The organism is Luteimonas sp. TWI596 (assembly GCF_039674105.1).
Taxonomy (GTDB): Bacteria; Pseudomonadota; Gammaproteobacteria; order Xanthomonadales; family Xanthomonadaceae; genus Luteimonas.
In genome coordinates, this window is record NZ_JBDJMU010000029.1 from 1 (window position 1) to 23,055 (window position 23,055).

Here is a 23,055-nt window from a genome sequence, read left to right on the forward strand (position 1 = left end):
GCCTCTTGATCGTCTTCCGGTCGAACATCCCCTCACCCTTGCGCCCTGGAATCAGGCATCAAGCGTAACGGTGGCTGGCAAAGGACTCCCCGCTAATCTGCGAAGAACCAAAAAAAACTCCTCCTCCGCCTGGGCATGCGGAGGAAGAGTTCTGCGTTGACGGCCGAACAGGCCGTCGGTCAGATCAGCGGCGTCGGCATGGTCGGGATGACGACCGGCGCGCTCTTCTTGGCGCGCTTGGCAGGTGCACGCTTGGCAGGCGCCTTCTTGGCCGCCGTCTTCGTGGTCTTGCGAGCAGCCGCCTTCTTGGCGGTCTTCTTGGTGGCCTTCTTCGCCGCAGTCTTCTTGGTCGCGGCCTTCTTCGTCGCGGCCTTGCGGGTGGCGGTCTTCTTGGTGGCGCTCTTGCGGGTGGCCGACTTCTTGGCGGTCTTCTTGGTCGCCTTCTTCGCAGCCGACTTCTTGGTGGCCTTCTTGGTCGCCTTCTTCGCTGCCGACTTCTTGGTGGCCTTCTTGGTGGCCGACTTCTTGGTCGCAGCCTTCTTGGCGGTCTTCTTGGTGGCCTTCTTCGCGACCTTCTTCGCAACCTTCTTGGTCGCCTTCTTCGCAGCCTTGGCGACCTTCTTCGTTGCCTTGGAGGCCTTGCTCACGGCCTTCTTGGCAGCGGATTTGCGAACGGTCTTCTTGGCCGCCTTCTTGGCGGTGGTCTTCTTTGCAGCTTTCTTCGTGGCCATGGGATGGCTCTCCTCGTCAGTGGACTTGCATGTACAGCTGCCCAGTACTCAAAACGGCGCGCGGGAGTCGGACCCGCGTGCACCCGTCGACGCGCCCAGCGCATCGGGACGGATTCGGTCGGAAGGTCGTCGCAGTCGCGACAGCATCCCGGTGATGCGAAGGCACCCGCGTCGCACGCAACGGGGTGCCGGATTCGATGTCGGGGATTGGCGGCAGAGATGCTGCCCGCATCCACCTTGTGATGTTCCTGGCGGAGGTCCGAGTTGTGCAGCGCGTTGTTGTCGGGGCTCGACTCACTCGTTTGATAGCGGGCGTGTGTTGCCGCGAAACCTAATCACGGTTTTTTCCACTGTCAACAGGCGGACATGCTTTTGTTGCGCCCGATCTCCGACGCCCGCCGCGGCTGCCCTGCAAGCGAAACGCACGGCCCACTGACGCCGCGGTCCGCATGCGTGATGCGTCATCGCCTGCAGCGCGACGAAAGTGCTTGAAACAAGCACTCTCCACGACATTCGACAGCGTCGGCGAGATCCAATGCACACGCGCAGACGATGCGATGCGGCGTGGTGAAACATTCATCACCGCGCCGACCGGCCGGTGAACGCGATGTGCACGTGGACCGGGCGATGCGACGTCGCAACATCGGTTTGCGCGAAAAGTGCGCGACGCATTCGACCTCGCGGCACCTCGAACAAGACACCTCGACGGCATCGCCACGACGACCGACGAGTGACGACTGACAAGCGACGACTGACGACTGACGACTGACGACTGACGACTGATGGCAGGCGGCAGGTCGTCGATCGTCGAAGTCCAATGGCACGCGTTGCTACCCGATGCCGCGGACACCACCTCCACCACGCGCGTCGCCATTCGCAGCACATGCGCACATCGGCGCGCGCAGGCACGCTCACCGATCGCTGGCGGCGAACAACGACTGGCCGCCGCCTGCTCTCGCGCAGCCTGCCGGTCGTGCAGGGAGACCACCAAAAAAAAGCGCGCCCCTTGGGGCGCGCTTCGATGAACACGGATCGCGAGGCGGCCTCAGTCGGCGTCCTCCTCCAGCAGCTCGGCGTAATCGTCGGGAGAAAGCAGGTCGGCGAGTTGCTCGGGATCGTCGAGCTCGATGACGAACAGCCAGCCTTCGCCGAAGGCGTCTTCGTTGATGGTCTCGGGCTTGTCGGCGAGCGAAGCGTTGACCGCCGCGATCTTGCCCGACACCGGGGCGTAGACGTCGGAGGCCGCCTTGACCGACTCGACCACGGCCACGCCGTTGCCGGCCTCGACGGTGTCACCGACGGCGGGCAGTTCGACGTACACCAGGTCGCCAAGCAGACCCTGGGCATGGTCCGAGATGCCGACGGTGACCTTGCCGTCGCCTTCGACACGGACCCATTCGTGTGACTTCAGGAACTTCAGGTCGCCAGGGATTTCGCTCATTGTCGGCTCCGGTGAAAACATGACTGCGGGAAAGTGGCGATAGTGTAAGCCAAGGGTCCGGCGGTGGATCAGATGCCGTCGACGACCCGGCCGTTGCGCACGAACGGGAAGGCGACCACGCGCACCGGCACCTGACGGCCGCGGATGTCGACGGTCACCTCGCCCGGCTCGCCGGCCGGCACGCGAGCGAACGCGATCGCCTTGCCGATCGTCGGCGAGAACGTGCCCGACAGGATCTCGCCCTGCCCCTGGGCGGTGGTGACCGTCTGGCCGTGACGCAGCACGCCCTTGTCGTCCATCACCAGCCCGATCATCTGACGAGGCGCGGCGGTGCTGTGCTGTTCGAGCAATGCGCGGCCGTTGAACGCGCGCCCTTCGTCGAGTGCGACCGTCCATCCGAGCGCGGCCTCGTAAGGCGAAACCGTCTCGTCCATATCCTGGCCGTAAAGCGCGAGGCCGGCCTCGAGCCGCAGGGTGTCGCGCGCGCCCAGGCCGGCCGGTGCCACGCCGGCGGCATGCAGCGCCTCCCACAGCGCGACGGCATGGCGCTCGTGGAGCACGATCTCGAAGCCGTCCTCGCCGGTATAGCCGGTGCGTGCGACGAACAGGTCGCCGAACGGCGTGGCCTCGAGTTCAGCGGCGGCGAACCGGCCAAGCTTGTCGAGGACGAGGGCATCCACCTCGCCGAGCAACCCGGCAACCTTGGCCCGCGCCTGCGGCCCCTGCACGGCGATCATCGCCAGCTCCGGACGCTCGCTGACCTCGACCTCGAATCCGGCAGCCTGCGCCTGGATCCAGGCCAGGTCCTTGTCGCGCGTGGCGGCATTGACGACCAGGCGGTACCAATCGTCGGCCATGAAGTAGACGATCAGGTCGTCGATGATCCCGCCCTCGGGCGTGAGCATGCAGGTGTAGAGCGCCTTGCCCGGGCTCTTGAGCTTGTCGATCGAGTTGGCGACGAGCTGGCGCAGGAACGCGCGGGTCTGCGCACCGCGCAGGTCGACCACGGTCATGTGGCTGACGTCGAACATGCCGGCGTCGCGACGCACATGGTGATGCTCCTCGATCTGGGAGCCGTAGTTGAGCGGCATGTCCCAGCCGCCGAAGTCGACCATGCGCGCGCCCAGGGCGCGGTGCGATGCGTTGAGGATGGTCTTCTGGGTCATGATGGACTGCCGGCTCGCCTGCGGAAAGCACGCATTATCGCAGGTCGGCGGCGCCATCGGCCGCCTTCCGGAACGACGAGCTCAGACGGCGTCGACGTGCAGGTTGACGCCGTCGGTCCCAAGGATGCGCACCATCGTGCCGGCCGGCAGGTCGGCGCCCTCGACGACCCAGAAGGCATCGCCGATCTTGACCCGCCCGCGTCCGGCGACGATCGCCTGGTCGAGCGGCACGACCCGACCGACGTGCTGGGAGGCGCGGCGGTTGAGCGTGGGATGGTCGCTCTGACGCTCGCGATTGCGGAACCATTTGCGATACACCAGGATCGACACGAAGCTGAGCACGACGAACAGCGCGACCTGCGGCAGCAGCGCCAGTCCGGGCACCAGCAGGACGACGACGAATACTGCCGCGGCCGCAAACCCCATCCACAGCAGGAACGCGCCGGGCACCAGGGTCTCGGCCGCCATCAGCAGCAACGCGACCGCAGCCCAGCCGACGACGTCCGCGCGCAGCCAGTCCATGTCAGAGCCCGCCGCGCTGCGGTGCCGGCGCCTGCGGACGCGCCTGGGTCTTCTGGCCCAGCGCTTCCTTGGCCAGCTCGCCGATGCCGGCAATCGAGCCGATGATGCCGCTGGTCTCCATCGGCATCAGCACGAACTTCTGGTTCGGCGCCGTCGCCAGCTTCTCGAACGCCTCGACATACTTCTGCGCGACGAAGTAGTTGATCGCCTGCACGTCGCCGTTGGCGATCGCGTTGGACACCATCTCCGTCGCCCGCGCCTCCGCCTCGGCCAGCCGCTCGCGCGCCTCGGCCTCGCGGAAGGCGGCTTCCTTCTGGCCCTCGGCTTGCAGGATCGCGGCCTGCTTGTCGCCCTCGGCGCGCAGGATCTCCGACTGCCGATGCCCCTCGGCCTCGAGAATGACCGCGCGGCGTTCGCGCTCGGCCTTCATCTGACGCGCCATCGAATCCACCAGGTCGCGCGGCGGCTGGATGTCGCGGATCTCGATGCGGGTGACCTTGATGCCCCAGGGATTGGTCGCATGGTCGACGACGTTGAGCAACTGGGCATTGATCGTCTCGCGGTTGCTCAGCGACTCGTCGAGGTCCATCGAGCCGATCACGGTGCGGATGTTGGTCTGCACCAGCGCGATCGTCGCGATCTCAAGGTTCGAGACCTCGTAGGCCGCCTTGGCCGCGTCGAGCACCTGGAAGAACACCACGCCGTCCACGCGCACCACCGCGTTGTCCTTGGTGATGACATCTTGGCTGGGAACGTCGAGCACCTGCTCCATCATGTTGATCTTGCGGCCGACCCCATAGACGATCGGGATCAGGAAGTGCAGGCCCGGCGCCATCGAATGGGTGTACTTGCCGAAGCGCTCGACGGTCCACTCATACCCCTGCGGCACCATGCGCACCGTCTTGAACAGCACGATGACGCCAGCGAGCGCGAGCACCACCGCCAGAAACAGTCCCGTTCCCATGCGTTTCCCCTACTTCGATCCGCGGACATCCGCGCTTGGCCGAGTATAGGGCGGGCCACCGTGACGCGCGGTCGCGAGCCGTCGCGCCGGCTGCGGCTTGCGGTGTCCCTGCCGCAGCCGCACCGTGGCACGTCGGGCTACGGCGCGGCGGTCGTCACCCAGGCCTCGAACACCGCATCGATCTGGGCGTCGGTCACCGTGCCGCCGTCCTGCACCGTCTGCGCCTGCTCGAACAGCGGCACGATCAGGGCCATGCCGTCGATCTCCGTCTTCAGACGCACGCCCGCAGGCGCGGCCAGGCGCGCCTGCCAGCGATCGCGCACGCGGGCCCAGTAGCCCTGGGTCGCCTTCCAATAGGCGTAGGCCGGCGAGAAATCGATCGCGGTGGTCTTCACGTAGTCATTGAAACCGAACTCGCGGACCAGTTGCGCGGTCGGCCGGCCCTGCGCGTCGCGTACGGTCTTGGTGTTGTCCTGCTCGTGGGTCCAGCCGCCGGGCACGATCGTATGCCGGTTGATTGCCCCCAGCGCGTTGTAGTCGCTGCGCTTGGTGTACTCGCGGCGCGGCAACGGGCGCCAGTCCGCATCCGAGGTCCAGGTCGAGATGCCGCCGGCATGCACCCAGCGCCCGGTGCCGCAGTAACGCGGCGCATCGCTGACCTCATAGACGCATTGCGTCCAGCCGCCGCGGACAAGTTCGGCCGGCACCTCACGCCGCTGCCAGGTCTGATCGGCGGTGAACTCCCAACGCGTCGGCGCCTCATAGTGCCAGTCCTGGCGCCAGTGCTTGACCACGTGCCCGCTCTTGACGTCGAGCAGCAGGTGCTGGAGCACGATCCGGCCGGGGGCATCCTCGACGACGATCACGACCTCGTCGCCGCCGCTGTCCTTGGCGGGCACGCGGTCGTAACCCGGCGCCAACACGGCGGTCTCCTCGAACGAGAAGCGCACCGTGTACTCGCCCTGCATCGCGAGGATAGCGGTGCGATCGGCGGCGGGGGCGTGCGCTGGCGTTGCGGTGGCGGACGCTGCGACGGCCGGGGCCAGCAGCAGGACGAACGCCAGGGCGGCGGCTTGCGGGTTCATGCGGAATCTCCGGAACGGGTGGAAAGCGAACGTGCGGGTAAGGCAGTGGGAAACGCCGTTGTGTCGCGGGGCTGGCCAATGCCGGCCGATGGCGGCGCGGCCGTGCGGCGCGTGCATCCCTCGACCGCCACGGCAGGCGCAATGCCGTAGGCGCGCACGATCCGGCGCGCGCAGTCGGCGCCCAGCGGTGAAATCGTCGCCAGGCTGGCGACCAGCATCGGGGCGCCGTCGATCGTGGTGCAGGCAGGCGTCAACGCATGGAAGCGCAGCACGCTCGCCTGCCAACCGCCCGACCACAGACGCTGCGCGAGTCCGTACCACAGGCGCTCAGCCAGGCCGGCCGGTGCGCTGCGACCGCCCGCCGGGTAGTGCTCGATCAGCGCCTCCCAGGCCAGAAAGTCGCTGTCGGGCAGTAGGTGCAGTTGCCAGCAGCAGACATCTTCGGCATCGAAGAACAGCAGGCTCTCGCGCATGCCGTCGTCATCGAGCGCGCGGTGGGCCTCGACCCGGCGTGCGCGCGACCAGCCGCCAAGCTCGTTCACCGCGCCGGGGCGGTGCAGGCACAGCACCGTCCCGAGGGTGGCCAGTTGCGCCGTCGTCGGCGGCCCCGCCACATCGTCGGATGCCATTGCCGGAGGCAGGACCGCGGCCGCGCGCGCCATCGTCAGAAGTCGACCGCGAAGCTAACCGCCAGGCTGCGCCCGGGCGCGGTGTAGCGGTCGAACGTCGTCGAGGCGGCGGCGACCAGTGGCACGTTCCCTGCCGGCCAGTACTTGCGATCGGCGAGATTGAGGACACCGACGTTGACCGTCGTGCCTGGCGCGAACGTCCAATGGGCATAGAGGTCGAGCACCGCATGGCCCGGTGTCTCACGGTAACCGACGGCCGTACTGGCCGGCGGCAGGCGATCGCGTCGTGCGGCGAAGCGCCCGGCCAGTTCCGCGCCCCAGGTGTCGCCATCGAAGGCCAGGCCCAAGACGGCGGTCAGCGGATCGACGCTGGCCAGCGGATCGCCGGTCGTGCGGTCCTCGCCGCGCGACCACGCGGCCGCGCCGCGCAGCGACCAGCCGGTGAGCGCCGGCGCCAGGACGTCGAGGTCGAGTCCGCCCTTGAACTCCACGCCCCAGATGCGCGCATCGGCGACATTCTGCGATTGGAAGATCATCAGACCGCTGTCGGGATCGATGCCGACAAAGCGCGTGGACTCGATGAAATCATCGTATCGGTTGTAGTAGCCGGTCAGGCCGGCATAGGCCGATCGGCCGGCGAAGCGCAGGCCCAACTCCAGCCCGTCGCTGGTCTCCGGGCGCAGGTCCGGATTGGGAATGGCGGTGTAGCCGAAGGCGAAGTTGGTGAAGCCGATGTTGACGTCGTTATATGGCGGCGCGCGGAAGCCCGCGGCGTAGCCGCCGAACAGCGACCAGGCCTCGGCGAAATGCCAGACCGCACCGAGCTTGGGCGAGACCCGGGTCTTGCGGATGTCGGCGACCTGCGTGGACGGGTTGTCCTCGCGGAAGATCGTGTCGACCTTGGGCTTGAGCCGGTAATGGTCGACCCGGATCGCGGGAACCAGGCGCACCGCGCCATCGGCGAACGCGATCTCGTCCTGCACGTAGAGCGCGGCTTTGGTGGTGTCGCTGATCGGGAAGTCGCGAACCGGGAAGACGTCGGGGCTGATGACGTTGGTCACCGCGCCGGTGTCGAGGATCGTGCGCAGGCCATCGCGCTTCTGCCGGGTTTCCGCGATCTCCACGTCGAGGCCGTAGGCCAGCGTGTGGACAACGCTGCCGGTCTCGAACGTCTTGCGCGCATTGGCCTGCACGCCATAGGTGCGCTGGTCGAAAAAGAAGCTGCGCTCGCGGCGGTCGCGCAGCGCCGACGTCATCTGCGTGGCGGGGACGTTGCGCGCCTCCAGGCTGTCCTGGCGCGTGCGGCTGTCCTGCCGATAGACCTGCCAGTCCACGGCGTCGGCAAGTGCCCAGGACAGTCCATCGATCTCGTGCCCGAACGAGACCCGCACGCGCGACTGGTGGTCGTCGCCGAGCACCTGCGTGTTGGTCGCGCGCGTCATGGCCTGGAAGCCATAAGAAGTCAGCACATCGGTCTCGACGTCGTCCTCGTTGCCCTCGACCGTCAACCGGAAGCGCTGCCGGGCATCGGGCGCGAACACCGCCTTGGCCAGCACGCTGCGGCCGTTGGTCGATTGCGGGTTGGCCTGCGTACGGGCGCTGCCCTCGCCGCCCACCTCGCCCATGGTCTCGGTCTCCTTGCCCTGGCGGTGGCCCACGGCCACCAGGCCCGACCAGCGCGCGCCGCCGAACGCCGCGGTGGCATTGGCGAACAGGCCTTCGTCGGCAGTCGTGGCGCCGAGCTTGAAGCCGAAGTACGTGTCACGCCCGTCATCCAGATAGTCGGACGGGTCCTTGGTGACGAACGAGACCACGCCACCGAGCGCGTCCGAGCCGTAGAGCGAACTCGTCGGCCCTCGCACGACCTCGACCCGCTTGAGCGTGTCCGGGTCGACGAAGTTGCGGTTGGCGTTGGAGAAACTGCCGATGGCGAATGCATCGGAAACCGCGATGCCATCGGTCTGGATGCGCACCCGGTTGCCACCCAGGCCGCGGATGCGGATGTCCGACAGGCCGAAGCGGCCGACATTGCGGCCGACAGTCACGCCTGGCTCGTAGCGGAACAGGTCGGCGATGTCGCGGACCAGAGTTGCGTCCATGCGCGCGCGATCGATCACATCGACAGTATTGGGCACGTCGACGATCGCGCGTTCGGTCCGGGTGGCGGTGACGACGACCCGGTCGAACTCGGCCAAAGCCGGTGCGGTGGCGTCGACAGCGCCGTCGGGCGCGGCCAGCGCGGCGAACGGAAACAGGCCCAGGGCCAGGGAGACAGAAAGCGGGTGGAGGCGCATGCGCAGACTCGTGCTTGGAGGGCGACGGCTGGCTGGCAAGCGCGGGGAGAGGAACGCGCGGGCGGGCGACCGGAGAGATCGGTAGACGGACGGTGCCGCCACTGGGGGACGGCGGCACCGATCGACAGCGGGCTTACTTGGTCAGAATCAGCTTGTCGTTGCGGGTGTGGCGCAGGCGATAGACCTCGTTGCCGTGACGGATCTGCAGCTCGCGCTGGCCGCGCAGCAGCTGCGCACTGTCGAGCTCGATCGGCTCGGACGCGCGGACATCGTGGGCGCGGGCCAGTCGGTGCACGTTGTGGCCATCGGCCGAGTCGCGGGCGGGAACGGAATCGCGGAACTGGGGCGCAAGCATGGTCGGTTCCTCGGAAGCGGGCCCCCAATGCTAGTGATTCTCATTTCCTAGTCAAGAGCGACTGTCATTCTTCCGATGGGCGGTCATCGTTCGGCCCGCCCATCAATGCATCCACGCGCGCCCAGAAGCCGGTGTCGGGCCGCGCAACGAGTTCGAGCGCCTGCAGGTTTTCGATCAGCTGCTCCACCCGGCTGGCGCCCAGCAGCACCGAGGACACGTGCGGATTGCGCAGACACCAGGCGATCGCCAGCGGTGCCGGCGCAACCCCCAACTGCGCCGCCAATGCGACGAATCGCGAAGCGCGCCCCACCCGCTCCGTATCCCCCAGCACTTCGCGCTGCAACCAGCCCAGCTCCGGCTGGGCGAGTCGGCTGTCGGCGGGCACGCCGCCGGCGTACTTGCCGGTCAACAGGCCCGAGGCCAGCGGCGACCACGTCGTTGTGCCCAGCCCGAGTTCGGCATACAGCGGCGCGTACTCCAGCTCGACCCGCTCGCGCCGCAGCAGGTTGTACTCGGGCTGCTCCATCGTCGGCCCGTGCAGGTGGTGTGTGCGCGCGATCTGCGCTGCCTCGCGGATCGCGGCCGCCGGCCATTCGGAGGTGCCCCAGTACAGGACCTTGCCCTGGCGGATCAGCGTGTCCATCGCCCACACGGTCTCGGCCAACGGGGTGTCGGGATCGGGCCGGTGGCAAAAATAGAGGTCGAGGTGATCGACCCGCAGCCGCCGCAGTGCGGCATCGCAGGCATCGCGCACGTGCTTGCGCGACAGCCCCCGCTGGGTGGGCCGGGGCTCGGTCGCCGCGCCGAAGAACACCTTGCTCGATACGCAGTAGCCGTCGCGCGGCAGGCGCAGATCGGCGATCACATCCCCCATGACGCGCTCCGCCTCGCCGTTGGCGTAGCCCTCGGCATTGTCGAAGAAGTTGATGCCATGGTCCCAGGCCGCGGCCACCAGCTCGCGCGCCTGGCCCCGGCCGACCTGGCGCCCGAACGTGGTCCAGGCGCCGAACGAGAGCGCCGAGAGCTGCAGGCCGGAGGTGCCGAGACGACGGTAATGCATGGGCGGGGTTCCTCGCTGTCGGGGCGCATCAGTGTATGCAAGCTGCGCCTTCGCGCGGCCGGCCCCGCCCGGCATACCGCGCCGTCGGCGCGGTGAGCCTGAATGACACGGCCTTCACATGGCCCGTGGTTGCCCGTACCGGCCCGCTGCACTAGGCTGCGCGACTTGTCGACGGGCCTGGGGGCCACGATGGAAGACCTGACGCGGATCGGCTTCGGCCTGTTCGGACTCGCCGTGCTGCTCGCGATCACGTGGCTGTTCTCCAACAACAAGCGCGCCGTCGACTGGAAGCTGGTCGCCACCGGCGTCACCCTGCAGATCGCGTTCGCCGCCGTCGTGCTGCGCGTGCCCGGCGGGCGCGAGGTGTTCGATGCGCTGGGCCACGGCTTCGTCAAGGTGCTCTCGTTCGTCAACGCCGGCTCGGAGTTCATCTTCGGCAGCCTGATGAACGTGGAGACCTACGGCTTCATCTTCGCGTTCCAGGTACTGCCGACGATCATCTTCTTCGCCGCGCTGATGGGCGTGCTCTATCACCTGGGCGTGATGCAGGCGATCGTGCGGGTCATGGCACTGGCGATCACCAAGGTGATGCGGGTCTCGGGCGCGGAGACCACCAGCGTGTGCGCCAGCGTGTTCATCGGCCAGACCGAGGCGCCGCTGACCGTGCGCCCGTACATCTCCAGGATGACCGAGTCGGAGCTGATCACGATGATGATCGGCGGCATGGCGCATATCGCCGGCGGCGTGCTCGCGGCGTACGTGGGCATGCTCGGCGGCGGCAACCCCGAGGAACAGGCGTTCTACGCCAAGCATCTGCTGGCGGCTTCGATCATGGCCGCACCGGCGACGCTGGTCATCGCCAAGATCCTGATCCCCGAGACGCGCGAGCCGCTGACCCGCGGCACGGTCAAGATGGAGGTCGAGAAGACCACCGGCAACATTATCGATGCCGCGGCCGCCGGCGCTGGCGACGGCCTGCGCCTGGCGCTGAACATCGGTGCGATGCTGCTGGCCTTCATCGCGCTGATCGCGATGATCAACTGGCCGCTGGAATGGATCGGCGAGGCCACCGGCCTGGCCGAGGCGATCGGCCGCCCGACCAACCTGGCGACGATCTTCGGCTTCGTGCTCGCCCCGATCGCCTGGCTGATCGGCGTGCCGTGGCAGGACGCGTCTGTGGTCGGCTCGCTGATCGGCCAAAAGATCGTCATCAACGAATTCGTCGCCTACCTGCAGCTGGCCGACATCGTCAACGGCCGTGTCGAGGGCATCGCGCTGACCGAGCAGGGCCGCCTGATCGCGACCTATGCGCTGTGCGGCTTTGCGAACTTCAGCTCGATCGCGATCCAGATCGGCGGCATCGGCGGCCTGGCCCCCGACCGCCGCCAGGATCTGGCGCGGTTCGGCCTGCGCGCGGTGCTCGGCGGCACCATCGCCACGCTGATGACCGCGACGATCGCCGGCGTGCTGACCTACATCGGCGCCTGACGCCGAGCCATTGCGAGAGCGGGACAAAGAGGATGTGCGCGTGAGTCGTGTCGTCGTCGTCGGGTCGTTCAATGTCGACCATGTCTGGAACTGCAGCACCCTGCCGCGCCGCGGCGAGACGCTCAGCGGCCGTTACCACACCGGGCCCGGCGGCAAGGGCTTCAATCAGGCCGTCGCCTCGACCCGGGCAGGCGCGCAGACCACCTTCCTGTGCGCGCTGGGCGACGACGACGGCGGCCGCCAGGCACGCACACTCGCCCAGGCCGACGGGATCGCGATGCGCGTGCGCGAGAGCAGCCACCCGACCGGCACTGCCGGTATCTACGTCGATGAGGCCGGCCACAACACCATCGTCATCGGCGCCGGCGCCAACGGCGACCTGTGTGCCTCCTGGGTGGGCCGGCAGGCTGAGGCTCTGGCCGGCGCCCGCGTCCTGCTGACCCAGCTCGAATCCCCGCTCGACAGCGTGCTCGAAGCGATGCGCCTGGCGCGCGCGGCCGGCACCTCGACCATGCTCAACCCCGCGCCGGCCAACGCGCAGTGCCTGCGCGAGCTGCTCGCCGCGGCCGACATCCTCACTCCGAACGAGACGGAGTTCGCCGGCCTGCTCGAGCGCCACACCAGCCATCGCATCGACAGCGAGGCGATCGCCGGCACGGCCGATGCGCAGTTGCATCGCTGGTGCCGCACGCTGCTGCCCCGCGGCACGGTGGTGATCACGCTCGGCGCCGCCGGTGCGTTCGTCTCCCATCGCGAGGATCTGACCCGCGGCGATACGCAGCCGTTCTATCGCGTGCCGGCCGACAAGGTCGAACCGGTCGACACCACCGGTGCGGGCGATGCATTCAACGGCGCCCTGGCCGCTTCGCTCGCCGGCGACCAGGCCGTGCCCTTCGACACCCACGTGCGTTTCGCCGCGCATTACGCGGGGCGATCGACCGAGCGGGTCGGTGCCGCCGCGGCGATGCCGCACCTGCGCCCCACGACGGACTGACGACACCGCACGCGCTACGGTCGCCCGGCCGCGGCACCGAGGATCGCGGCGGAGTCTGCCGATGTCCTGTTGTTCATTTCCCGCGCGCCTGCGTGCCGGCACCGGCCTGGCGATCGCGCTCGCACTGGCCGCCTGCAGCCCGGCCGACCCGGCGCCGACACCGACATCGCCGGCCGACGTGCCAACCACGGCCGATGCCGCGAAGTCCGCTGCCAACCCGATGACGGAGGCGGCGCCGCCCGCGCAGGCGGACGCGCACGGCAGCACACCGGACGACTGGCGGAGCCAGGCCTGGCCGGCCGACCGCGACGCGATCCTCGCCGACCCCATGTTCGACCAAGCGCTCGACGACCACGATCCAGTGCTGGCGGACGCGCGACAGGCGCTGGCACTGGCCGGAAGCGGCCGCCCGCTGGGCACGATCACCGGCGCCTGGAAAGTCCGCTCGCTGCAGTTCGACGGACGCGGCGGCGCCTATGGCTACCCATGGTTCGACGCTACGATCGCGCGCCGCGACGGTATGCTGACCTTCGCCAAGACGACCGGTTCGCAGCGCCGACAAGGCCGACTGCTGCCGATCGACCGCAGTACGCTCGCATTCCTGGGCTCGCAGTCGGTCAACGACGATCCCTCCCCCGGCTACAGCCGCCAGTGGCCCACGCCGCCGGCTGCGCGCGTCGAGGGCGACAGCGTCGGACGCTTGGTGCGCACCGGCGACGACGAACTGCTGATGGTGCTCGACGTCGATGGCCCGCGCTTCGAGCTCTACCAACTGCGCCGCTGAATTCAGAAGGGCGTGTGCGCGACCCGGGTCCACCGATCGGCGACAATGGGCGCATGCAGATCGGTCCGTACCGCATCGAACCCAACGTGGTGCTGGCCCCGATGGCCGGCGTCACCGACAAGCCGTTCCGGCAGCTGTGCAAGCGCCTGGGCGCGGGCCTGGCGATGTCGGAGATGACGATCAGCGATCCGCGCTTCTGGCGCACCGAGAAGTCGCTGCGCCGCATGGACCACGACGGCGAGCCGGCCCCGGTCGGCGTACAGATCGCCGGTACCGAGCCGGCCATGCTCGCCGAGGCGGCGCGCCACAACGTCGCGCACGGCGCGCAGATCGTCGACATCAACATGGGCTGCCCGGCCAAGAAGGTCTGCAACGCCTGGGCCGGCTCGGCGCTGATGCAGGACGAAGCGCTGGTCGCACGGATCCTGCAGGCCGTGGTCGCCGCCGTCGACGTGCCAGTGACACTGAAGATCCGCACCGGCTGGTGCGCCGCACATCGCAACGCACCGACGATCGCGCGTATTGCGCAGGACGCGGGCATCGCCGCCCTCGCCGTCCACGGCCGCACCCGCGACCAGCACTACACCGGCAGCGCCGAGTACGACACGATCGCGGCGATCAAGGCGCACCTGTCGATCCCGGTGATCGCCAACGGCGACATCGACTCGCCGGAAAAGGCGCTGGCGGTATTGCGCCACACCGGATGCGACGCAGTCATGGTCGGTCGCGCGGCGCAGGGCCGGCCCTGGATTTTCCGCGAGATCGCGCACTTTCTCGCCACCGGCCACCACCTCCCGCCACCGTCGTTGCAGGAGATCCGCGACATCCTGCTCGGCCATCTCCAGGCGCTGCATGCGTTCTACGGCGAACCCGCCGGCGTGCGCATCGCGCGCAAGCACCTGGGCTGGTACGCGAAAGACCGACCGGAGCATCACGCTTTCCGCGCGGTGGTCAACCGCGCCGACACCGCGCAGGAGCAACTCGCGCTCACGCGCGCCTACTTCGATGCACTGATCGCCGGCGACACGCACCCGATGCTGGCCGCCTGACAGACCGTATTCGCACGTCCGGCGTCAGGGGGCGCCGATGGCCTGGTGGTCGCCCAGTCCCGGCACCGCAGGTTCGTGCCACATCCGCGCCCAGGTCGCATTCCACGTCGCTCCCACATCGCGGGCCATCGGCGCCTGGGTCGGGGGCAATGCAGACCAGCCCGCGGCCGTGCGCTCGGCGATGGTGAACCGGAAGAAGTACTCGGGCTCGTTGCCCATGCGCAGGTCGCTGAGCTGCAACCGCCCATCGACGAACGTCGCGCCCATGAAGCCGCGGTTGAACCAGGCCAGCCGCTGCACCGCAGGCAGTGCGGCATTCGCGCGCAGGGCCGCCACGTCCGAAGGATAGGCCGCGAACTGCATCGGGCCGCGGTCGGCGACCAACGACCGGAACCCCTCGACGTAGCCATCCGGCGTCATCGCGACCACCCGCCACAGCACGGTGTTGCAGGGCATCGGCACCGAGAAGCGCGGCGCGTCGGCAAGGCCCAGCGCCGCAAGGGCGTGTTCGGCGTCCCGGTCGACGCGCGCCTTGGCGACCAGCGACCAGCCGAGGTACGCCGTGCTCAACGCGAGCCCGACCGCGAGCGCGCGGCCGCCGACCCGACGCGCGCCAACGAACGCCGCGACCAGCACGCCGATCAGCAACCAGATCGTGTACAGCGGATCGATGATGAAGACACTCGACCACATCGTCGGCGACGGCCGGAACGGCCACAGCAACTGCGTGCCATAGACCGTGAACGCATCGAGCAGCGGGTGCGTGACCAGCGCGAGCTGGATCGCCCAGAACCAACGCCCCGGCGCGGCCGCGACCCGGCCGTGGCCGTAGCGGCGCAGCGCCCACCACAGCGCCGTGGCGGCAAGCGGCAACACCAACAACGAATGGGTGATTCCGCGATGCAGCGTCATCCGCAGCACGGGGTCGTCGGTCAACAGCGCGATCACCAGACCATCGAGGTCGGGCACCGTACCCAGCGCAGCGCCGGCCAGCAAAGCGGCCCGGCGATGCGCCGCCGGCACGACGGCCGCCGCGACCGACGCACCGAGGACGATCTGGGTCAGGGAATCCATTGCGCAATCTTAGACGCAGACACCCTGCTCCATTTGATGGCGCGCCCGATGCCACGCGACGAGGCCCAATTCTGGGGAAGGCAGTCTTCGACCGCGGACTCGCAGTGCGTCGATTGGAAGTGGAACGAAACGCCTGCTACCTTCAGGAATCGGCGATGGATTCGCCCCCCGCGTCAAGGGGAATGCCAGGGACGGCGGATCGACTTCGCTCCTGTCAGGCCCCGTTCTCGGAATCGTCAACCTGCCAGAGGAAGAACTCGACATGCCAAGCTCCAAGACAACGCACGCGGGTATTGTCGCGCCCGCCGTCACCGCCGCGTTCCTGTCCCTCCTCGCGTTCCCCGCCATGGGGGCCACGGTCGACACCTCGTCACTTCGCGGGGGCCACACGTACGATCAGTTCATCGTGAAGTATCGAACCGGCAGCCTGCAGGGTGCCGAAGGCGCCTCACTCTCGACCTCGCTAAAGCGCGCCGCCAGCAGCCTGACTGCGACACGCGGCGTCGTGGATGTTCGGCACCTGCGGCGTACCGCGCTGGGTGCCGACGTGATCCGGACCACCCAAGCGCTCGAGGCGGCCGATGCAGAGACCCTGCTTCGGGCCATCGCGGCCGACCCAAGGGTCGAGTACGTCGAAGTCGATGCGAGGATGTACCCGACGATGACACCCAATGACCCCCGATTCGGCGAGCAATGGGGCTACACCCATCAGGCCGCCGGAATCCGTGCGCCACAGGCGTGGGAGACCGCAACCGGCGCCGGCGTGGTCGTCGCGGTGCTGGATACGGGGATTACCTCGCACAGCGATCTCAACGCCAATGTGCTCCCGGGCTACGACTTCATCAGCGATGCTGCCAGAGCCAGAGACGGCAACGGCAGGGATCCCAATCCAGCCGATGAAGGAGATTGGCGAGCCGCCAACGAATGTGGCGCCGGCGTTCCGGCGGCGAATTCGAGCTGGCATGGCACGCATGTCGCAGGCACCATCGCCGCCGTGACGAACAACGCGAAGGGGGTTGCCGGCACCGCTTTCGAGTCCAAAATCGTGCCCGTGCGCGTCCTCGGTCGATGCGGCGGCACGGTCTCTGACATTGCCGACGCCATTGTCTGGGCGTCGGGCGGCAGCGTGCCCGGGGTGCCGACCAATGCCAACCCCGCGGAGGTGATCAACCTGTCACTGGGCGGCGCCGGTAACTGCTCGGCCACCTACCAGAGCGCCATCAATGGTGCAGTCTCGCGCGGCAGTACGATCGTCGTGTCAGCGGGCAACTCCAATGCCGACGCTGCGGCCTTCCAACCCGCAAGTTGCGCGAATGTCATCACAGTCGGCGCCGTCGACCGCAACGGCGCCCGTTCGATCTGGGGAGGCGGACAGGCGTCGAATTACGGAAGCCGAGTGGATCTCTCTGCTCCGGGCTCGGACATTCTCTCGACCCTCAATGCCGGCGCCACGACACCGGCAAGCGAGAGCTACGCCTACTACGGCGGAACATCGATGGCAGCGCCGCATGTGTCAGGGGTCCTCGCCCTGATGCAATCGGTAGCGCGCAATCCGCTCACGCCCTCGCAGGCAGGCACCATTCTCAAAAACACCGCGACACCCTTTCCAACGGCGCCATCGCAGCCTATCGGGACCGGCATCGTCAACGCGCGGGCCGCTGTCGAAGCCGTCGCCCCGGCGATACCCGACCTCTACGCCATCAACAAGCAAGGCGGGAGCACAACTGAAGTTCACGTCCTCGATGGCGGAGATGGCTTCCAGTCCTTTCCGCCGCAGACTGCGACCGCTTTACACGTGACTGGCGCCGATGCGCGCTGGGTCTTTCTGCTCGGCGACTTCAACGCCGACGGCGTGACCGACCTCTACGCGATCAATAAGCAGGGAACGAGCTCAACCGAGGTCCATGTTCTCGACGGCGCCAGCCATTTCCAGACATTCCTCATGCAGACAGGGACAGCTCTTCATCACACGGGAAGCGACTCGAGTTGGACCTTTGCGCTTGGCGACTACGACCGCGATGGCGCTCTGGATCTCTACGCGATCCAGAAGCAGGGCGGTGGTTCCAACAGCACCGAGGTCCACGTTCTCAACGGCGCCACTGGTTTCCAATCGTTCTTGCTGCACACCGCAACCGCGCTCCATCCCACAGGCTCGGATTCGACCTGGATGTTCGATCTCGCAGACTATGACCGGGACGGCACCTTGGACCTTTACGCAATCAATCGCCAGGGCGCCAGCTCCACAGAAGTCCATATCCTAGACGGCGCGACTGGATTCCAGTCCTTCAAGATGCAGACAGCGACGGCGCTGCATACGACCGGGCACGATCCAAGCTGGTCGTTCGCGTTACAGGACCAGAACTCCGACGGCGCCCCTGACCTCTACGCCATCAGAAAGCAAGGCGGCGCCTCCGGCAGAACCGAGGTCTTCATCCTCAACGGAGCAGAACATTTCCAGACGTTCCTACTCCAGACTGCGACTGCCCTGCATCAGACGGGCAGTGACCACGCATGGCAGATACTGGTCGCGCCCAGCCAGTGATGTCTTGGAAATCCCGGGCGGCGCTGCTCGTCGCGTCGCCCGGGGTCAAAGCGGGGTGGACGCGTCGCGACCTGACACGGTGGGCAGGCTCGTGAACTGGCACCAGCCCTGGCCCCCTTAACTCTACGGCAACACACGGGACGACAAGATGCGCAGCGCAGGCCGGGGGTGTATCATTCGCGGCCATCTTTTCATCCGAATATAGGGATATAGCCCTGATGTCCAGCTATCTCTTCACGTCCGAGTCCGTCTCCGAAGGCCATCCGGACAAGATTGCCGACCAGATCTCCGATGCCGTGCTCGACGCGATCCTGGCCCAGGACAAGCGTGCGCGCGTGGCGTGCGAGACGCTGGTCAAGACCGGCGTGGCGATCGTCGCCGGCGAGGTGACGACCAGCGCGTGGATCGACCTGGAGGCGCTGACCCGCAAGGTGATCCTGGACATCGGCTACGACAGCTCCGACGTCGGTTTCGACGGCGAGACCTGCGGCGTTTTGAACCTGATCGGCAAGCAGTCGCCCGACATCAACCAGGGCGTGGACCGCAAGAACCCCGAGCAGCAGGGCGCCGGCGACCAGGGCCTGATGTTCGGCTACGCGACCAACGAGACCGACAGCCACATGCCGGCTGCGATCCATCTTTCGCACCGTCTGGTCGAGCGCCAGGCGCAGGTGCGCAAGAAGAAGAACTCGCCGCTGCCGTGGCTGCGCCCCGACGCCAAGAGCCAGGTCACGCTGCGCTACGAAGACGGCAAGGCGACCGCGATCGACGCCGTCGTGCTGTCGACCCAGCACGATCCGGGTGTCAAGCAGAAGGATCTGATCGAGGCGGTGCGCGAGGAGATCATCAAGCCCGTGCTGCCGGCCAAGTGGCTGCACAAGGGCACCAAGTTCCACATCAACCCGACCGGCAAGTTCATCATCGGCGGGCCGGTGGGCGACTGTGGCCTGACCGGCCGCAAGATCATCGTCGACACCTACGGCGGCTGGGCCCGTCACGGTGGCGGCGCGTTCTCGGGCAAGGACCCGTCGAAGGTCGACCGCTCGGCTGCCTACGCCGCGCGCTACGTCGCCAAGAACGTGGTCGCGGCCGGCCTGGCCGACCGCTGCGAGGTCCAGGTGTCGTATGCGATCGGCGTCGCCGAGCCGACCTCGATCTCGGTGACCACGTTCGGCACCGGCAAGATTCCGGACGCGCAGATCGAGAAGCTGATCCGCCGCCACTTCGACCTGCGCCCCTACGGCATCATCCAGATGCTCGACCTGATCCACCCGGTCTACCAGCGTACCGCCAGCTACGGCCATTTCGGCCGCAAGCCGCAGCAGGTCAGCTACACCGACGGCGCGGGCGAGCAGCACACCGCGACTGCGTTCTCGTGGGAGAAGACCGACCGCGCCGAGGCCCTGCGCGCCGACGCCAAGCTCAAGTAAGACCGGCGCCGCCAGGTGTCGCCACGACGGGCCGCGCAAGCGGCCCGTCGTCGTTTGGCCCGGCGGGCCGGCCCGCGCCCCTGCCCCGTGGGCGTGCCCGTCTCACCCGACGTGCACCCGGCGGGCGACATGCTATATCTCGTCGCACGGTGCGGCGCCAAGGACAGCCAGGGGAAGCTTCTTCGATGTCAGCCAGTTACGACGAGATGCGCGACGCGCAAGATGCGGTCCGGCCGCACTACCGCACGTTCGAAGACTGGCTGCAGCGCACGCCGACCGAGCAGGTCGCGCACAAGCGGCGCGAGGCCGAGATCTCGTTCCACCGCGTCGGCATCACGTTCTCGGTCTACGGCGAGGAGTCGGGCACCGAGCGCCTGATCCCCTTCGACATCGTGCCCAGGATCGTGCCGGCTGCCGAATGGCGGATGCTCGAAGCCGGGCTGCGCCAGCGGGTGCACGCGCTGAATCTGTTCCTGGGCGATGTCTACGGCCCGCAACGCATTCTGCGCGATGGCCGCATTCCGGCCGCGCTGGTGCTCGATAACAGCGAGTACCGCAAGGAGATGCAGGGCCTGCAGGTCGCCTGCAACACCTATTCGCACGTTTCGGGCATCGATCTGGTGCGCGCCGGCGACGGCGAGTACTACGTGCTCGAGGACAATCTGCGGGTCGCGTCGGGGGTGTCGTACATGCTCGAGAACCGGCGGATGATGGCGCGCCTGACGCCCGAGCTGTTCTCCAGTCAGCAGATCGCGCCGGTCGAACGTTACCCCGACGCACTGCTCGACGTACTGCGCCAGTGCGCGCCGGCCAACATCGACAACCCGGTGGTGGCCGTCCTCACGCCGGGCGCGGCGAACTCGGCCTACTTCGAGCACGCGTTCCTGGCCCAGCAGATGGGCGTGGAACTGGTCGAGGGCGCCGACCTGTTCGTGCAGAACGACATGGTCTATGCGCAGACCACGCGCGGCGCCCAGCGCGTGCACGTGATCTACCGCCGCATCAACGACGACTTCCTCGACCCGACGGTGTTCCGGCCCGAATCGATGCTCGGTGTGCCCGGGCTGTTCGGCGCCTACCGCGCCGGCAACGTGACCCTGGCCAATGCGCCGGGCACCGGCGTGGGCGACGACAAGTCGGTGTACCCGTTCGTGCCCGAGATGATCCGCTACTACCTCAGCGAAGAGCCGATCCTGCACAACGTGCCGACCTGGCAGCTGCGCAATCCCGACGACCTCAAATACGCGCTGGCGCACTTGCCCGAACTCGTCGTCAAGGAGGTGCACGGCGCCGGCGGCTACGGGATGCTCGTCGGCCCGGCCTCGACCAAGGCCGAGATCGAGGCGTTCCGCGCCCGCATCCTCGCCGACCCGGGCAACTACATCGCCCAGCCGACGCTGTCGCTGTCGACCTGCCCGACCTTCGTCGAAAGCGGACTGGCGCCGCGCCACATCGACCTGCGCCCTTACATCCTCAGCGGCAACCGCATCCAGGTCGTGCCGGGGGGACTGACGCGGGTGGCGCTGCGCGAAGGTTCGCTGGTGGTCAATTCTTCCCAGGGGGGCGGCACCAAGGACACCTGGATCATGGAAAACTAAGGCCGCACGCATGCTCTGTCGCACCGCGAACGATCTGTACTGGGTGGCGCGCAGCATGGAACGCGCCGAGAACACCGCGCGCCTGCTCGATGTCGCACAACGCATCGCCTTGCTGCCCGAGCGCCTGGACCGCGGCAAGGCGCAGGCCGCCGCATGGCGGCGTTCGCTCGACTCGCTGGGACTGGTGCAACCGTTCCTCGAACGCCACGGACGGATCGATGCCGAGGGCGTGGTCGGACACCTGCTGCTGGCGCCCGACAACCCCAGCTCGATCCACAGCTGCTTCCGCCACGCCCGCGAGAACGCCCGCGCCCAGCGCGTGGCGATCACCTCGGAGATGTACGAGGACCTCAACAGCTCGTGGCTGGAGATCCGCAAGCTCGATGCCGCGCAACTGCGCCGCAACGGACTGAGCAACACCCTCGAATGGGTCAAGACCCGCTCGGCATCGTTCCGGGGCATCACGATCGGCACCCTCGGCCGAGGCGAGGGCTACCAGTTCCTGCAACTGGGGGCGTTCATCGAGCGCGCCGAATGGTCGATCCGGCTGCTGGACATGATCGCCAGCGACGACGAACTGCCGGAGACCGGCGAGGCGCGCGACGCGGTCCAGTACTTCCAGTGGAGCGCGCTGTTGCAGGCGCTGTCGGCGTTCGAGACCTACCGACGCCTCTACCGCGAGTCGGTCAGCCCGGCCGGCGTGGCGGCGTTGATGCTGCTCAACGGCGACAATCCGCGCTCGCTGCAGACCTGCGTCGAGGCGATCTCCTCGATCCTGCAATCGCTGACCGGCGGGGCCTCGCTGGAGGTGGCGCGCCAGGCCGGCGCGCTGGCCGCGCAGTCGCGCTACGCACGCATGGACGAGATCATCACCGGCGGACTGGAAGCGTGGCTGCAGGACACGATGACCCGGCTGACCCGGCTGGGCGCGGAAATCCATCATCAGTTCATGACCACCCGCGCCGTACCGGCGCCGGCCCAGACGCAGGTCCAGTCCCCCTGGCAGAACACCGCCTGACGGGTGCCATGCCGCCCGCGCAGCGGGCACAATGGCCGTCCGCTCCGCCGTACCCGCGCCGCCTCATGACCTACTGCATCGGCCTCAACCTCGACGAGGGGCTCGTGTTGGCCTCCGACTCGCGCACCAACGCGGGCGTCGACCATGTCCGCCGTGCCGGCAAGATGCGGGTCTTCGCCGAACCGGGCGCCTACGTGGTGGTGACGCTGTCGGCCGGCAACCTGTCGCTGACCCAGAACGTGCTCAATCTGATCGAGCATCGCGACCGGCACGAACCGGCGACGCCGGGCATCCGCAATGCGCAGTCGATGTTCCAGGTCGCCCAGGCGATCGGCGACGCGATGCGCGAGATCCGCGCCCGCGACGAAGCCTATCTTCGCGACAGCGGGATCGACCCCAGCGGCTCGTTCATCGTCGGCGGCCAGATCCGCGGCGAACCGCCGCGGCTGTTCCTGGTGTACTCGGAAGGCAATTTCATCGAGAGCACGCCCGAGACTCCGTTCTTCCAGACCGGCGAGATCAAATTCGGCAAGCCGATCCTCGACCGAGTGGTGACCCGGCAGACCGACCTGGTCACCGCGACCAAGTGCACGCTGGTGTCGTTCGACTCGACGATCCGCTCGAACCTGTCGGTCGGCACGCCGATCGACTTGGCGGTCTATCGCCGCGACAGCCTGCAGTTGGAGGTCCAGCAGCGCTTCGAGGACGAGGACGCTTATCTGCGCTCGATCCGCGAGCGTTGGAATAACAGCCTGCGCGAAGCGGTCGCCGCGCTGCCGGCGCCGCCATGGGCGCGGTAGGCAACGCCCGGCGCTGACGACCACCGCGACG

At 67.9% G+C, this 23,055-nt stretch carries 20 protein-coding genes and 1 pseudogene; 10 read left to right on the top strand and 11 right to left on the bottom strand.

The window, feature by feature from the left end; all coding sequences use genetic code 11:
* Positions 1–179: 179 nt before the first annotated feature.
* From ABE487_RS15915 to ABE487_RS15960, 10 genes are all read right to left on the bottom strand, one after another.
* Entirely contained in the window at positions 180–731 is a 552-nt protein-coding gene (locus ABE487_RS15915) for a hypothetical protein (protein ID WP_346447883.1), read from the bottom strand.
* Positions 732–1,776: 1,045 nt separating this feature from the next.
* Positions 1,777–2,172, bottom strand: coding sequence for a glycine cleavage system protein GcvH (gene gcvH, locus ABE487_RS15920; protein ID WP_346443348.1), 396 nt, complete (start codon positions 2,170–2,172; stop codon positions 1,777–1,779).
* 68 nt (positions 2,173–2,240) lie between these two features.
* The gene (gene gcvT / locus ABE487_RS15925; RefSeq protein WP_346443346.1) at positions 2,241–3,338 is read right to left on the bottom strand and encodes a glycine cleavage system aminomethyltransferase GcvT; all 1,098 of its coding nucleotides are present in this window, start codon (positions 3,336–3,338) and stop codon (positions 2,241–2,243) included.
* Positions 3,339–3,419: 81 nt separating this feature from the next.
* Positions 3,420–3,851, bottom strand: a complete 432-nt coding sequence (locus ABE487_RS15930; RefSeq protein ID WP_346449576.1) for an NfeD family protein — start codon at positions 3,849–3,851, stop codon at positions 3,420–3,422.
* A gap of 10 nt (positions 3,852–3,861) precedes the next feature.
* Positions 3,862–4,824: an SPFH domain-containing protein gene (locus ABE487_RS15935; RefSeq protein ID WP_337246121.1), complete on the bottom strand. Its 963-nt coding sequence runs from the start codon at positions 4,822–4,824 to the stop codon at positions 3,862–3,864.
* Positions 4,825–4,961: 137 nt separating this feature from the next.
* On the bottom strand, positions 4,962–5,909 hold the full coding sequence (locus ABE487_RS15940; protein ID WP_346443342.1) for a DUF6607 family protein: 948 nt from the start codon (positions 5,907–5,909) through the stop codon (positions 4,962–4,964).
* A complete protein-coding gene (locus ABE487_RS15945; protein WP_346443341.1) occupies positions 5,906–6,538 on the bottom strand; it encodes a Hemin transport protein in 633 nt (210 codons plus the stop codon). The genes ABE487_RS15940 and ABE487_RS15945 overlap by 4 nt, the downstream gene beginning before the upstream one ends.
* Positions 6,539–6,573: 35 nt before the next feature.
* Positions 6,574–8,832 carry a TonB-dependent hemoglobin/transferrin/lactoferrin family receptor gene (locus tag ABE487_RS15950; RefSeq protein ID WP_346452647.1) on the bottom strand — a complete coding sequence of 753 codons (2,259 nt, stop codon included), beginning with the start codon at positions 8,830–8,832 and terminating at the stop codon, positions 6,574–6,576.
* A 133-nt stretch (positions 8,833–8,965) separates the two neighbouring features.
* Positions 8,966–9,187: a hemin uptake protein HemP gene (locus tag ABE487_RS15955; protein WP_346452646.1), complete on the bottom strand. Its 222-nt coding sequence runs from the start codon at positions 9,185–9,187 to the stop codon at positions 8,966–8,968.
* A 64-nt stretch (positions 9,188–9,251) separates the two neighbouring features.
* Complete coding sequence (locus ABE487_RS15960; protein ID WP_346452645.1) at positions 9,252–10,247, bottom strand: aldo/keto reductase; 996 nt, start codon at positions 10,245–10,247, stop codon at positions 9,252–9,254.
* Positions 10,248–10,436: 189 nt separating this feature from the next.
* On the opposite strand from ABE487_RS15960, the gene ABE487_RS15965 reads away from it, so the two are divergent.
* The 4 genes from ABE487_RS15965 (at position 10,437) to dusB (ending at position 14,562) form a co-directional block, all read left to right on the top strand.
* Complete coding sequence (locus tag ABE487_RS15965) at positions 10,437–11,735, top strand: nucleoside transporter C-terminal domain-containing protein (RefSeq protein WP_337246126.1); 1,299 nt, start codon at positions 10,437–10,439, stop codon at positions 11,733–11,735.
* A gap of 40 nt (positions 11,736–11,775) precedes the next feature.
* Positions 11,776–12,729, top strand: a complete 954-nt coding sequence (locus tag ABE487_RS15970) for a ribokinase (RefSeq protein ID WP_346443335.1) — start codon at positions 11,776–11,778, stop codon at positions 12,727–12,729.
* A gap of 61 nt (positions 12,730–12,790) precedes the next feature.
* Entirely contained in the window at positions 12,791–13,513 is a 723-nt protein-coding gene (locus ABE487_RS15975) for a DUF4893 domain-containing protein (protein WP_346452644.1), read from the top strand.
* 53 nt (positions 13,514–13,566) lie between these two features.
* Positions 13,567–14,562 (top strand): tRNA dihydrouridine synthase DusB, encoded by a 996-nt coding sequence (gene dusB, locus ABE487_RS15980; protein WP_346452643.1) that lies wholly within the window; start codon positions 13,567–13,569, stop codon positions 14,560–14,562.
* Between the two features lie 24 nt (positions 14,563–14,586).
* Here dusB and ABE487_RS15985 read toward each other — a convergent pair whose 3' ends face one another.
* Positions 14,587–15,636, bottom strand: a complete 1,050-nt coding sequence (locus tag ABE487_RS15985; protein ID WP_346452642.1) for a metal-dependent hydrolase — start codon at positions 15,634–15,636, stop codon at positions 14,587–14,589.
* Positions 15,637–15,982: 346 nt separating this feature from the next.
* Between ABE487_RS15985 and ABE487_RS15990 the strand changes: the two are divergent.
* From ABE487_RS15990 to ABE487_RS16015, 6 genes and pseudogenes are all read left to right on the top strand, one after another.
* Positions 15,983–17,305: pseudogene (locus ABE487_RS15990) on the top strand (S8 family peptidase); the annotation flags it as partial.
* Positions 17,306–17,431: 126 nt separating this feature from the next.
* Positions 17,432–18,178: a VCBS repeat-containing protein gene (locus ABE487_RS15995; protein ID WP_346452648.1), complete on the top strand. Its 747-nt coding sequence runs from the start codon at positions 17,432–17,434 to the stop codon at positions 18,176–18,178.
* Between the two features lie 218 nt (positions 18,179–18,396).
* Positions 18,397–19,608: a methionine adenosyltransferase gene (metK, locus tag ABE487_RS16000; RefSeq protein WP_346443328.1), complete on the top strand. Its 1,212-nt coding sequence runs from the start codon at positions 18,397–18,399 to the stop codon at positions 19,606–19,608.
* 185 nt (positions 19,609–19,793) lie between these two features.
* On the top strand, positions 19,794–21,206 hold the full coding sequence (locus ABE487_RS16005; RefSeq protein WP_346443326.1) for a circularly permuted type 2 ATP-grasp protein: 1,413 nt from the start codon (positions 19,794–19,796) through the stop codon (positions 21,204–21,206).
* A 10-nt stretch (positions 21,207–21,216) separates the two neighbouring features.
* The gene (locus tag ABE487_RS16010) at positions 21,217–22,224 is read left to right on the top strand and encodes an alpha-E domain-containing protein (protein WP_346443324.1); all 1,008 of its coding nucleotides are present in this window, start codon (positions 21,217–21,219) and stop codon (positions 22,222–22,224) included.
* A gap of 65 nt (positions 22,225–22,289) precedes the next feature.
* The gene (locus ABE487_RS16015) at positions 22,290–23,024 is read left to right on the top strand and encodes a peptidase (RefSeq protein ID WP_346452641.1); all 735 of its coding nucleotides are present in this window, start codon (positions 22,290–22,292) and stop codon (positions 23,022–23,024) included.
* Positions 23,025–23,055: the final 31 nt, after the last annotated feature.

Excerpts from the sequence above, each read along its gene's own strand:
- ABE487_RS15975 (WP_346452644.1), top strand. The coding sequence starts at position 12,791 with ATGTCCTGTTGTTCATTTCCCGCGCGCCTGCGTGCCGGCACCGGCCTG.
- ABE487_RS15945 (WP_346443341.1), bottom strand. The coding sequence starts at position 6,538 with ATGGCATCCGACGATGTGGCGGGGCCGCCGACGACGGCGCAACTGGCC.
- ABE487_RS15985 (WP_346452642.1), bottom strand. The coding sequence starts at position 15,636 with ATGGATTCCCTGACCCAGATCGTCCTCGGTGCGTCGGTCGCGGCGGCC.
- dusB (WP_346452643.1), top strand. The coding sequence starts at position 13,567 with ATGCAGATCGGTCCGTACCGCATCGAACCCAACGTGGTGCTGGCCCCG.
- ABE487_RS15915 (WP_346447883.1), bottom strand. The coding sequence starts at position 731 with ATGGCCACGAAGAAAGCTGCAAAGAAGACCACCGCCAAGAAGGCGGCC.
- ABE487_RS16005 (WP_346443326.1), top strand. The coding sequence starts at position 19,794 with ATGTCAGCCAGTTACGACGAGATGCGCGACGCGCAAGATGCGGTCCGG.
- ABE487_RS16010 (WP_346443324.1), top strand. The coding sequence starts at position 21,217 with ATGCTCTGTCGCACCGCGAACGATCTGTACTGGGTGGCGCGCAGCATG.
- metK (WP_346443328.1), top strand. The coding sequence starts at position 18,397 with ATGTCCAGCTATCTCTTCACGTCCGAGTCCGTCTCCGAAGGCCATCCG.
- ABE487_RS15960 (WP_346452645.1), bottom strand. The coding sequence starts at position 10,247 with ATGCATTACCGTCGTCTCGGCACCTCCGGCCTGCAGCTCTCGGCGCTC.
- ABE487_RS15965 (WP_337246126.1), top strand. The coding sequence starts at position 10,437 with ATGGAAGACCTGACGCGGATCGGCTTCGGCCTGTTCGGACTCGCCGTG.
- gcvT (WP_346443346.1), bottom strand. The coding sequence starts at position 3,338 with ATGACCCAGAAGACCATCCTCAACGCATCGCACCGCGCCCTGGGCGCG.
- gcvH (WP_346443348.1), bottom strand. The coding sequence starts at position 2,172 with ATGAGCGAAATCCCTGGCGACCTGAAGTTCCTGAAGTCACACGAATGG.
- ABE487_RS15950 (WP_346452647.1), bottom strand. The coding sequence starts at position 8,832 with ATGCGCCTCCACCCGCTTTCTGTCTCCCTGGCCCTGGGCCTGTTTCCG.
- ABE487_RS15955 (WP_346452646.1), bottom strand. The coding sequence starts at position 9,187 with ATGCTTGCGCCCCAGTTCCGCGATTCCGTTCCCGCCCGCGACTCGGCC.
- ABE487_RS15940 (WP_346443342.1), bottom strand. The coding sequence starts at position 5,909 with ATGAACCCGCAAGCCGCCGCCCTGGCGTTCGTCCTGCTGCTGGCCCCG.
- ABE487_RS15935 (WP_337246121.1), bottom strand. The coding sequence starts at position 4,824 with ATGGGAACGGGACTGTTTCTGGCGGTGGTGCTCGCGCTCGCTGGCGTC.
- ABE487_RS16015 (WP_346452641.1), top strand. The coding sequence starts at position 22,290 with ATGACCTACTGCATCGGCCTCAACCTCGACGAGGGGCTCGTGTTGGCC.